General features: G+C 41.6%; 13 protein-coding genes and 1 pseudogene. 2 read left to right on the forward strand and 12 right to left on the reverse strand.

Features of this window, described 5'->3' with window-relative positions:
- Positions 1–68 precede the first annotated feature (68 nt).
- The 10 genes and pseudogenes from AM305_RS10580 to AM305_RS10625 form a co-directional block, all read right to left on the reverse strand.
- Positions 69–503, reverse strand: coding sequence for a Mor transcription activator family protein (locus AM305_RS10580; RefSeq protein WP_005825927.1), 435 nt, complete (start codon positions 501–503; stop codon positions 69–71).
- Between the two features lie 197 nt (positions 504–700).
- Positions 701–1384: a tetratricopeptide repeat protein gene (locus AM305_RS10585; protein ID WP_005825929.1), complete on the reverse strand. Its 684-nt coding sequence runs from the start codon at positions 1382–1384 to the stop codon at positions 701–703.
- Positions 1385–1553: 169 nt separating this feature from the next.
- Positions 1554–1788, reverse strand: a pseudogene (locus AM305_RS10590) (hypothetical protein); the annotation flags it as partial.
- The gene (locus AM305_RS10595; protein ID WP_005825932.1) at positions 1775–2323 is read right to left on the reverse strand and encodes a gp16 family protein; all 549 of its coding nucleotides are present in this window, start codon (positions 2321–2323) and stop codon (positions 1775–1777) included. The pseudogene AM305_RS10590 and the gene AM305_RS10595, both read right to left, overlap by 14 nt.
- Positions 2324–2522: 199 nt before the next feature.
- Positions 2523–3461: a recombination-associated protein RdgC gene (gene rdgC, locus AM305_RS10600; protein ID WP_005825934.1), complete on the reverse strand. Its 939-nt coding sequence runs from the start codon at positions 3459–3461 to the stop codon at positions 2523–2525.
- A 1-nt stretch (position 3462) separates the two neighbouring features.
- The gene (locus tag AM305_RS10605; protein WP_005752512.1) at positions 3463–3648 is read right to left on the reverse strand and encodes a hypothetical protein; all 186 of its coding nucleotides are present in this window, start codon (positions 3646–3648) and stop codon (positions 3463–3465) included.
- Positions 3648–3866 (reverse strand): ANR family transcriptional regulator, encoded by a 219-nt coding sequence (locus AM305_RS10610; protein WP_005825935.1) that lies wholly within the window; start codon positions 3864–3866, stop codon positions 3648–3650. Before AM305_RS10610 ends, AM305_RS10605 begins: the two co-directional genes overlap by 1 nt.
- A 68-nt stretch (positions 3867–3934) precedes the next feature.
- Complete coding sequence (locus tag AM305_RS10615) at positions 3935–4456, reverse strand: host-nuclease inhibitor Gam family protein (RefSeq protein ID WP_005825936.1); 522 nt, start codon at positions 4454–4456, stop codon at positions 3935–3937.
- 24 nt (positions 4457–4480) lie between these two features.
- Complete coding sequence (locus AM305_RS10620; protein WP_005825938.1) at positions 4481–4798, reverse strand: hypothetical protein; 318 nt, start codon at positions 4796–4798, stop codon at positions 4481–4483.
- A gap of 2 nt (positions 4799–4800) precedes the next feature.
- The gene (locus tag AM305_RS10625) at positions 4801–5718 is read right to left on the reverse strand and encodes an AAA family ATPase (RefSeq protein ID WP_005825940.1); all 918 of its coding nucleotides are present in this window, start codon (positions 5716–5718) and stop codon (positions 4801–4803) included.
- A 35-nt stretch (positions 5719–5753) separates the two neighbouring features.
- On the opposite strand from AM305_RS10625, the gene AM305_RS10630 reads away from it, so the two are divergent.
- Complete coding sequence (locus AM305_RS10630; RefSeq protein ID WP_005825942.1) at positions 5754–6230, forward strand: hypothetical protein; 477 nt, start codon at positions 5754–5756, stop codon at positions 6228–6230.
- 218 nt (positions 6231–6448) lie between these two features.
- Here the strand turns inward: AM305_RS10630 and AM305_RS10635 are convergent, their stop codons facing one another.
- Both AM305_RS10635 and AM305_RS10640 read right to left on the reverse strand, forming a co-directional pair.
- Positions 6449–8440: a transposase domain-containing protein gene (locus AM305_RS10635; RefSeq protein WP_005825944.1), complete on the reverse strand. Its 1992-nt coding sequence runs from the start codon at positions 8438–8440 to the stop codon at positions 6449–6451.
- A 10-nt stretch (positions 8441–8450) separates the two neighbouring features.
- Positions 8451–8669 carry a helix-turn-helix domain-containing protein gene (locus tag AM305_RS10640; RefSeq protein WP_005825945.1) on the reverse strand — a complete coding sequence of 73 codons (219 nt, stop codon included), beginning with the start codon at positions 8667–8669 and terminating at the stop codon, positions 8451–8453.
- A 191-nt stretch (positions 8670–8860) separates the two neighbouring features.
- Here AM305_RS10640 and AM305_RS10645 point away from each other — a divergent pair, with 191 nt between their 5' ends.
- Positions 8861–9400, forward strand: a complete 540-nt coding sequence (locus AM305_RS10645) for a DNA-binding protein (protein ID WP_005825947.1) — start codon at positions 8861–8863, stop codon at positions 9398–9400.
- Positions 9401–9667 lie beyond the last annotated feature (267 nt).

Consider the following 9667-nt stretch of genomic DNA (forward strand, 5'->3'; position numbering starts at 1 on the left):
CCAACTGTCAATTTAAAGTTGATAGTTGGAGTTTAATGATTTGGGAATGAGTTTGAGTTTGCGACTACTCAAACTAAAGGTAACTCTTTTTGATAACGCTTGCGATGTAACGCCCGTTGTTGGCGTAAGATCGCATAAATAGTAGTCTGCGACAAGCGATATTTTCTGATTAATTCGGGAATATTTTTCCCATCGAATTCCGCATAAATTTGCACATCACGCAAGGCTTCTTTGATTTTATCGCCGGCGGGCAAATAAAACGATTTGCCACCAAAATAGTGAGCCATCACGCCCACGAGCTTAGAAGCGGTCGTTTTTGCCTTATCTGCTGCAAAATTTTGGCGTAATAGCTCCGCTTGCATTACATCAATGACCTCAACAAGCAATGATGGCCAACGATTTTGTAATTCCACATCAGGAATATGGTCTAAATGGTCGAACAACGCCCCAATATCGGCGTGTTCATCATCAAATAATCCTGTTTGTTGTAATGTTTGCGGCATAGCTTACCCCAATTCATTTATCAATGTGTCTATTGTACACAACCTTAAATTTCCCACTAGCACAATTTCCCTTGCTACATTGCAAAAAGTGGCTTAAAGCCTGATATATCAAGGCTTGGTAAAAAATAAAAAAGTTAAAAAGGGGCAATGTAAGGCAAGAAAAAAGGCGGTATAAACCGCCCTTCGATAATAGATTTTTAAGAAAATAATTTTTTTATCCCTAGATATACAACGAAACCTAAAATAGTCCATAGCCAAAAAAATGATTTTTTGCGTTCCTCTTTTACAGGTAAGTCTTCTTGTACATCAGTTTCTATAAATGCTTCTCTATATTTCTCCATCTCTTCTAACCTAGTCTTACGCTGTTCCGTAAGGTAAGCACTGCATTCTTTAGACTTTTCTCTATGCCATATTGCTAAGTCTCCAAATTTTTCAGATTCAGCCTTATGTTTTTCTCGTTTATAGATTTTTCTTGCAGTATCAAAAATTTCAGACAGCAGTAAATTCTCTGCCCATTCTTCGTATACATTATAATCGTCATCTTCACTATGATGTCTAATTTTTATAGACACTATATAATCTAAGTCATCAACTAAGCTTTGCAGTTCAAATTTAGCTTCTTCAAATCTGCCAGCCTGTTGTAAATATAAAGCTAAACGTAAAGCTAAATCAGCATAATGTGGATCATCCATACTTTCTAGGCTATTCTTGGCCTCATGCAAACAAGATAAAGCTCGGTTCCAATCTTTTACATTTTTATATTGAGTAGCGAGCCGTTCTAGCCTATAAAGATCTCTAGTGTGAGTAATTAAATCTGAATTTGATGGGTGATATTGTGTTGAACTTTCAAAGAAATTCCGCTCAAGTATTTCATTTTTCATATAAAACTCCCTAGAAGATTAGGGCTAATACTCGCATAATTTACTGAAAACTTAAATGAAATTTTATTTGGTTTGCTTATAAAAAGGCGGTATGAACCGCCTTTGGGAAGGTTTAAAGGGCTTGTTGGTGTTTTTTGCGTAGGCTTGCCACCGTTTCGCTTAAGGCTTAAGCCAATAATAGCGAGCAAAGGCAGGTCTAACACGTCGCTTAATATCTTCAAGGCTCGGGCGTTGTTGAGGTTGCTTATGGCTGACTTAAATAAGCCTAAGTAATCGACCATCGGCTTTGCTACACCGTGGGTCAGCTGCGAAATTTCAGCTAATAACTCACGCCCGGCTTCATCTTCAATCATCGCTTCAAGATGTAAATCACTGTGGCAAATAGGACATCTACATAACTTCATTGTAAAACTCCACCGTTGCGTCATAATTGGCTTTAGAGTGTAATTCGTAGCCTTTTTCGGTAAGGGCTTTGACCATCACACGTTTATGCCATTTTTTCAAAATTTCCAAAAATCGGCTTGCTTCATCGCCCTTCAACGCCCCCACATTTAACGTCAGCACCGTTTTGCCTTGGTTCATAACTTTGCGCATATAAGCATTTAACGCTTTTTCGCTGGCATCTCGCAAGAACCCGTGCTTGCCCATTTGAATCCACACAGCACGGATTTTATGAGCAATCTCGCTTTTAACTTTCACCTCGCCGGTAGCCGGACTGTAAGCGGTCGGTTTTTCCCCACGTTTTGCAAACCATTTCACTTTAGCACCTTTGCCTTGCAGTTCGTGTAGTACCTTGTGGAGTTCTACCACCGTGCACTTGGTAGAACTGGTTTTATTCGTCAGCCGTTTGAGTATTTCACGGTAGCTAAAATCGTCGATATTCAACTGACTTTTAGCAATATGAATCAGCTGTATCAGTTTGCTTTTGTCGTTTTTCATTTGTCCTCCCGTCATTAAATAAATAGTCAAAAATGTTATCGCTTTTGACTATTCACTTTAGGCTACACCGCCCCGTGACTAATTAGCTATTTCAACCATAAACGGAAATGGGGCGGTGTGAGTTTTGTGAGCGGTTACATAGTTTCCTCCTTAAGTTAAATATTTTTTAATCAATTGAAACTGTCATTTTTTGCCATTTTTATACAAAGCCTTCTAATTTCGTGCCGTCCACAAATTCAAGTACTGTGCTTTCGGCAATTTTTAATAATGCTTCAAATTGTTGCCCTAAATATTCCAACATTACAGCAGATTTAGCCGCTGTTTTCGGGTTATTTAATTGGCGTGCTACATCACTATATTCTGGGAATTTCATTGAGCGAATTTTTAAATTGCTTGTTAATTTGAAGTCTGTGCGAAAAATCCCATTGTCATATCGCATTGCCACAGACTGTACTCGGTAGTCTTGCTCTAGAGCTTCACTCGCTTTTTTACGTTTTTCTTCATTGTCTAAATGACGGCAAAGTAAGTGAGATTCATCATCACCATTACGTTTATAAAGTGTCGCCTCGTGTTCAAAATGCAAGTATTTAAACATTGGCGTGTAATCGGTCAGATATTTTTGCAAACGCTTGGTCAGCCCTAATTTTTCATCTGAGACCACTACACTACGAAAGCCGGCTAAACCAAAAGACTCAATTAAAAGACCTAATGCCGTACGGCAGTTTTTCGAGCTTTTATTGACGATAAGTAGCTCTTTTTCGGGACTGTAAAACACGTTCATTTCTTCGCTAGACGTTGGGGATTCAATTCTTAAGCTGGCTTTTGCGTGTTCGACAAAATCTTTTATTGACCAATTTTCTGTAATCGCTTTATTTCGTACCTCTTGAAGCTCTGCCACTTTAGCTGTAAGCATCTCTTTGGAGAATTTTTGATAATTCACGCGTAACGTAAAGAAATATCCATCTCCCAATAGCTGTACTTTATTATCTGTGAGTGGATTTTTAACAACTTCAACACTGAAGCCATCGCCTCGGTCTGGATAGCGTGCAGCTTCAATCGTTTCCACAAATTTATCGTGCGGAAATTTAATGCTGTACATTGAGCATTGTGTCATTTGAATAAAATCACTGTTTTTCATTTTAGTTTTCCTCTTGGTTAGTTGATAATTTAAGCTTCACTCTCTGAATCTGCCCAGCCACGTCCATCAAAACCACGCCAGCCAGTGCCAAATCGTCCATTTCGACTAATTCCGTCGCCCCTTGTAGCTTTTCAATCAGGTCATACAAGCGGTCTTTTATTTGTCCTTTTTCGCTATCGGTCATCATTACTTGCTCCAACGTGAGGGATGCTCTAGCATATATTTACAATGTGCGATGCGAGCCTCACACCACGCCACATTACCGCCTGTTGCCGATAACTTCGCTACTTCCCACTGTTTAATCGCATGGTTAAATTTGCCATTTTGCTCCGCTTCTACGGCTTGAGTTGCATAATAGAGATAGCGATTAAAAACTTTCTCTGATGTTGATTTTTGCGTTTTCATACTTTCCTCCGTTAAAACACATTATGAACGCCCCTTAAAATCGGGTTTAAAGAGCGTTTAAATGGGTTTTAAGCTGCCTGCTCAAACGGCTTAATCACAAAATCTTCCACCCCTTGCTTAATCGTCACCCCAGCAATCCCTTTTGCCACTTCAGGCTCAAGCAGTAGGGCTTCTTTGTTGATCTCGTTTTTGGTGCGAATAAAGCGGTCAAAGCCCATACGTTGCATAAAATCAAGCACCGCATCCGCCCCACGAATTGCCACAGAAGGCGGTCGTTGTCGCCATTGCACTTCGCCTGTCACAAAGTTAGCGGTTTTACTCTTGCCGTTTTCTGTCAATTCATCACGGTGTGCTTCGCAGTATTCCTGCACCGCTTGCTGTAACGGCTCAATCTCTGCCTGTAAACGTTTCAACTCGGGGGCGTAACGCTCACTGGTTTCTGCGATAATATCGTTCATCTCCGTTGTTAAACGGGTATGTTCACGACTTAAATCCCCGATCTCTTTAATCGCACTTTGCACTTGCTCTTCCGTGGTAAAACGCAGTTTTGCTGGTTGTTTTACTCGGGTTTTTGTGGGTTGTTTTGCCATTGATATTCTCCTTATTGGCGTGGGTTAATGTTTAATGGTGTCAGTGCTCCAAATCACCTTCACCCCTTTAATCGTCATTTGCATTAAGTAACGGCGGGTACCGTTTTTAACTTCTGTGCCATAATTAAATGCACGTTGATTTTGTGCCATTTTGCGTGTGGTCGTGTTATCTCTTGCCACTAAGCGAGGTCTGCCGGTGTCGAACCATTCCACTTTTTCTACCTCAATACCCAAGGCTTCACATTCAAGGGTCGCCAGCTCAAGCATTGCAAGGTGCATATAAACTTCGCTGTTGCGTGGGGTCATCATTTCGCCTGCCAGTGGGTTGTATTGTTTTTTCATCGTTACTCTCCTTTGCCTAATAACTCTTGGCGTGCTTTAACAATTAAATCAGCAGTAATCAGGCTGTTTGTGCCTTTTGCCACCATTCCTGCAAGGCGGAGCGTTTGAGTTAAAATTCGCAAACCACCGCCTGTTTCGGTAATGCTTTGCATCACTTTTAGGGCTTCTTCATCTTCATTTAGCCCCCACGCTGTTGCCACCGCTTTGGTATCTGCCTGTTTGGTTTTTTGAATGCTGGTATTTTTAGCAATGCGTGACCACAATCTTGCGTATTCGTGGGCAGGGTGAATACCGCCTTTCATTCGGCTGTATACCTTGTCATTGCCCACTAACACTAAGCCAATTCCTGCTTCTTCTTGCATAATGCGAAGTTCTTCCAAGGCTTCGTAAGGTAAGTGGTCGGCTTCATCCACAATCAGCAAACCTTCCGTACCTTTGATTTTGCGAGCAATCAAGCGTGAGAGCGTGCCTTTGCGACGTGGTGCATCACTAATCCCAAGCTCTAAGGCAATTTCGTACAAGATTTCGCTTAGGCTTGAGCGACTTGGGCTTGCGGTAACTAGCCACACATTTGCACGACTGCCTGCGAACTGTTGGATCGCTTTGGTCTTACCTACGCCACTTGCACCGTAAACCGTCGCCATACAGTTAGCGATTTGGGCAAACTCAAGGGTTTTAAAAATTTGACGAGCCGTTGCGGTTTCAATAAATGCAGGGGCTTCTACAAACTCACGCTCTGCGGTTTCTTTCTTTGCAAAAAAAGCGGTAAGTTTTGCTTCAATTTCTGCAATATTGCCCTTGTAGTTTTCGTTTAAGTAAGCACTTAACGCCCCTGCGTTAATGCCTGCTTCTTTGGCGATTTTTGCCTGACTGCTTTGAGTGTCGGCAATGTGTTGTTTGATTTGGTTAATTAGTGTCATAATAGTGTTCCTGTTTTTTTGAATTTGGAGGTTTTATGTCCTTTTACTCTGCACCTGATCGAAAAGAGATACATCAAATTGCCCTGCGGATTGCTCAACAAATCTTCTCGAATAAATCAAGTAAGAAAAAACTCAGTGCGCTGAAGCCTTTAATTTGGTCATTGAAACCTGAATTTTTTGATACTATTGAGCGGCATTACCACAACCACTTTCATCTGTTTTACATTGCATCTGAATTTAATCAGGAAGCGATTAAAATCAGCGTAAAGCTTGGCAAAGCCTTTAACATCAAATCGTCTAACGCTTTTATGCTGATACTTTATGCGAAATGGCGTTACGAAGTGCGTCGTGATACGCTATTAACAATGCTCGAAAGCTCTCGTGACCTAATTCAAGGCGAAGTAATCTCTCAACCGCTTCAAACTTTTGCGACAGCAGTGATAGACTTTCAGCTTGAAACATTTCCGCAGTTACCTGAATGGCTTCATGAGTTTGATACTGGTGATTTTTAAGTTGCTGAATACCTGCGTTAAAGGCTTTTTCAAATTCACACTCTTGTTGCTCTTTGAGCTCCTTGAAAATTACTCGGTATGCTTTTCCTGTTAATGTCATTGTTTTGCTCCTTTAAAGAGGGGTTAAATTTCATTTAAAGCCTGTTTAAATCAGGCTTTAAGCCGTTTTTCTCTGCGGTCAAACTTGCAAATTTTTGCGATTATCTGACCGCTTGTAGTTACAGTCCTTTCGCCTTTTTCATTAGCGTTAGCCCTTTTTCCCAGCCTTGTTCAAACCAGCCTTGCTCTAACTCATTGACCTCTTCAACTTCAATCTCTTCTTGCACCACTCGTAATGCATTGCGGTCTTGAATAACGGTATCAATCAGCTTCGTTTTCACTCGTTCTTCAATCGGTTCTGGTACTTCAACCTGTGGTTGTAAACTTGCCAACTCGTGAGCATTAAGCAGTTCAAGTGTTTCCGCTTGTTGTTTCGCACCTTTAACAAGTTTTTGGTAAAGCCTGCCTTGCTCTCGTGCGGCACGCCTATCGCTAAACCCTTTCGCTTCTCGACATATCGCTTCGGCTAAAAATCTGCCTTCAATGTCATAGACGTACACGTTGCCGTGTAGATTGTCAGGGTCAAAACGTGCGACCACTTTTTTATCGGTGATGCCGATTAAACTCTCTGCCCAGTAAGTGTTGGTTAAGCCGTAAAGTTTGCCTGCCGCTTTCAGTTTAAATTCGCCGTTACGCTTAATACTGATGGTTTCGGCTTGTAAAAACAGCAGTCGTAACTGTTCAGGACTGGCTTGTCTTACATTGCTTGGGCGGTAATCTCGCTCCCACACTTTGTCAAAACTCAAGGTTTTGTCGTGTTGGCACAGCTCGGTTTTACGGTCTAATTGTGCGTTGTACTCCGCCACACCTGCGGCAAGGGCTTGTAAGAAAATCTCATAGTCCACGCCGTCTTTACCGCCGTTATAATTGTCTGGTTTCTCTAATACGTTTTTACCTGTATAGAAACCTGCAAGTTCAGGGCGTTTATCAACTTTCTCGCCAATGCCACCACGTCCAAATGCACGCTCAATCGGCTTCGCTTGCCCGTGTCCTTCACCGTATAAAACACTGGTGAAATGCACTTCAATCCCCAAAATCGGCAGAATACCTTTCGGGTCAAGTTCGTTATGTTTAAAGCGGTAGCGGTTTTCAATGCCACCCGTCATTGCTTTATTCGCTGCCGCACGGGTGTTATCTAAGGTGATGGTTTTCGGTATGCCGTAGCTAAAAATCACATCCATTAAAGCGTGACGAATACTGTCGGTGTTTTCCGAAATTGCCGTGCGGTAGCCCAATATTCTGCGAGTTCGCACATCCTGCCAAAACCACGTTTTCGGGCGGACAATCTCGCCGTTGTGCCATTTCACAAAGACGTTATGTTGATAACCATCGCCGTTGATCCATTCGCCTGCGAGAATATCTTTCACCATCCGTTGTAATGCCGGCACTAATTTCGCCACCGCATTTGCTCCTTCTCGTTTCAGTAAAATCACTTCGTAAGGGATTTCTTCAATGACACGGCGTTGAAAGGTTTGTAAACTTGCTATTTGCCAACCGTAATGCTTCGCCATTTCTTCAGTTCGGCGATAACACTCCCTTAAATCAGGCTTTTCAGGGCGGAGATAATCCGCCAAAAAGCAGTCCCACGCTTCCTGCTCGATAAAGGCTTTGCGACTTGGTTTTTTCGCTTTGCCTGATTGCGTAATCAATACCGCTTGCCATTCGTGGACAGGGTAGGGTTGAACCTTGTAGTACCAATTTTTTAAAGAGCCTGCCGACACGTTTTTGACTTTTGCGGCTCCCTCAATTGCCGACATCATTGGAAAGCCTTGGTCGAGAAAGGCTTTAAGCTGTAAGCACGCTTCGGCTTTTGCTTTGGCTTTTTCTCGTGCTTTGTCGCTTGCTTCATTAAATTTGCGACTAAGCTCTAAATTAGGTTGTTGCACCGTCATTTCAGCGATTGGCACAACCGCTAAAGCGGCTTGCAATCTAAGTGCTTGTTGAGTTTCAGGGGGAAGGCTGGAGATGTGGTATTCAAAGGCTTTGCCTTGTTTCCCAATCTGTTGCTGTTTCTGCCATAGTTCCTGTCTAGCTTTTTTATTTACGCCTTGTGGGGAACTGGGCATTCCTTTCACACCTGCAAGATCACTAGCTGAAAACCATTCGTTCATAAAGCCCTCCTTATTCGTAACGAGAAGGCCATATTTCCTGTGGAGTTTTGCCAATCGCATTCGCAATGATTAACTCACCTTTCGGATATTTTCTATCTAGTGCGTTATTCAAGGTTCGTGGGTGTAGTCCTGCATCCGTTGATAATTTCGCAAGAGTTGTGCCAGCTTTTCTAACTGACGCAACAATATCTGCTCGGTGCATATCTTGATTTTTGTTACTCGTTGTCATTATGTGTTATCCTTATACATAAGAATTATTCTTTAGAAACTTTGGAAACTATACACTTAACTTTTCAGAAACTCAATAGTTTCTAAAAGATTTTTTTGCAATTAATATTTAGTAGTTTGCATTAGCTTTTAAAATCAACAAGTTAAAGAATAATTTATTTTTTAGAAACAGAGTTTCTGAAAGGTTGATTTATGGGAAACTTTAAAGAATGGTTTTCAGCTAGTGAGCTGGCAGGTATTCAGGGGCTTCCAAAAACCCCACAAGGTATCAATAAAAGAGCTAGAACTCAGAACTGGCAAAAAAGAAATAAAGACGGCGTGCAAGGTGGGGCTGTTGAATACCACTACACTTCATTCCCAGAAAACGTGCAACAAGCGTTAGGGTTTATCGTGAGCCAAACAGAGCATTCAAATCAAACTCGTGATGATTTTATTGTACAAACGCCCTCTGGCGGTGAGTTTGGCTTGGAATTGAAAACTCGGCGTTTAAAGGGGGAAGCAGTAAACATTAATGAATTGCGACAAGCCATTACGTTAATTGAGGAGGCTGTTGCACAAATCGGCAAGGCTCGCCCGAGTGAACTAAATAATATTGAGTGGCATTTGATACAATGTTTTCGTTCAGCAAACGAGCAAGGACGTGTGGCTATTCTGAATATAGCTGAAACGATGGCTGCCATTCAAGATAAAGAAGAGGCGAGTAAGCTATCTGAGGCGAGTAAAGTAGCTTAATTTAAACGGCGTTTAAACGCTTTTAAATCCGTTTTCTATTTTCGTTGTTTTAGTGGTGCAAGCGGTCATTTTCGCCACATTTTTCGCAATTCATTATTTTTCTTTTTCTTTAAATAAAACAAAGGGGCTTTCTCGCTGAAGCCCCTATTTTCAATGGTTTCCGTCCGCCAAATCCCGAAAAATTCAACCAATTCCCTATTTCTTTTTATTTCTTAGTTTTAGTGGTTCTATACAACGGCGGTCAGTTGCATGATGTGATTAGTAAAG

This window comes from Actinobacillus minor NM305, from assembly GCF_000175195.1.
In the GTDB taxonomy this organism is placed as follows: Bacteria; Pseudomonadota; Gammaproteobacteria; order Enterobacterales; family Pasteurellaceae; genus Haemophilus_A; species Haemophilus_A minor.

Coding starts and splice junctions, on each gene's coding strand:
- AM305_RS10580 (WP_005825927.1), bottom strand. CDS start 503: ATGCCGCAAACATTACAACAAACAGGATTATTTGATGATGAACACGCC.
- AM305_RS10585 (WP_005825929.1), bottom strand. CDS start 1,384: ATGAAAAATGAAATACTTGAGCGGAATTTCTTTGAAAGTTCAACACAA.
- AM305_RS10595 (WP_005825932.1), bottom strand. CDS start 2,323: ATGAAAAACGACAAAAGCAAACTGATACAGCTGATTCATATTGCTAAA.
- rdgC (WP_005825934.1), bottom strand. CDS start 3,461: ATGAAAAACAGTGATTTTATTCAAATGACACAATGCTCAATGTACAGC.
- AM305_RS10605 (WP_005752512.1), bottom strand. CDS start 3,648: ATGATGACCGATAGCGAAAAAGGACAAATAAAAGACCGCTTGTATGAC.
- AM305_RS10610 (WP_005825935.1), bottom strand. CDS start 3,866: ATGAAAACGCAAAAATCAACATCAGAGAAAGTTTTTAATCGCTATCTC.
- AM305_RS10615 (WP_005825936.1), bottom strand. CDS start 4,456: ATGGCAAAACAACCCACAAAAACCCGAGTAAAACAACCAGCAAAACTG.
- AM305_RS10620 (WP_005825938.1), bottom strand. CDS start 4,798: ATGAAAAAACAATACAACCCACTGGCAGGCGAAATGATGACCCCACGC.
- AM305_RS10625 (WP_005825940.1), bottom strand. CDS start 5,718: ATGACACTAATTAACCAAATCAAACAACACATTGCCGACACTCAAAGC.
- AM305_RS10630 (WP_005825942.1), top strand. CDS start 5,754: ATGTCCTTTTACTCTGCACCTGATCGAAAAGAGATACATCAAATTGCC.
- AM305_RS10635 (WP_005825944.1), bottom strand. CDS start 8,440: ATGAACGAATGGTTTTCAGCTAGTGATCTTGCAGGTGTGAAAGGAATG.
- AM305_RS10640 (WP_005825945.1), bottom strand. CDS start 8,669: ATGACAACGAGTAACAAAAATCAAGATATGCACCGAGCAGATATTGTT.
- AM305_RS10645 (WP_005825947.1), top strand. CDS start 8,861: ATGGGAAACTTTAAAGAATGGTTTTCAGCTAGTGAGCTGGCAGGTATT.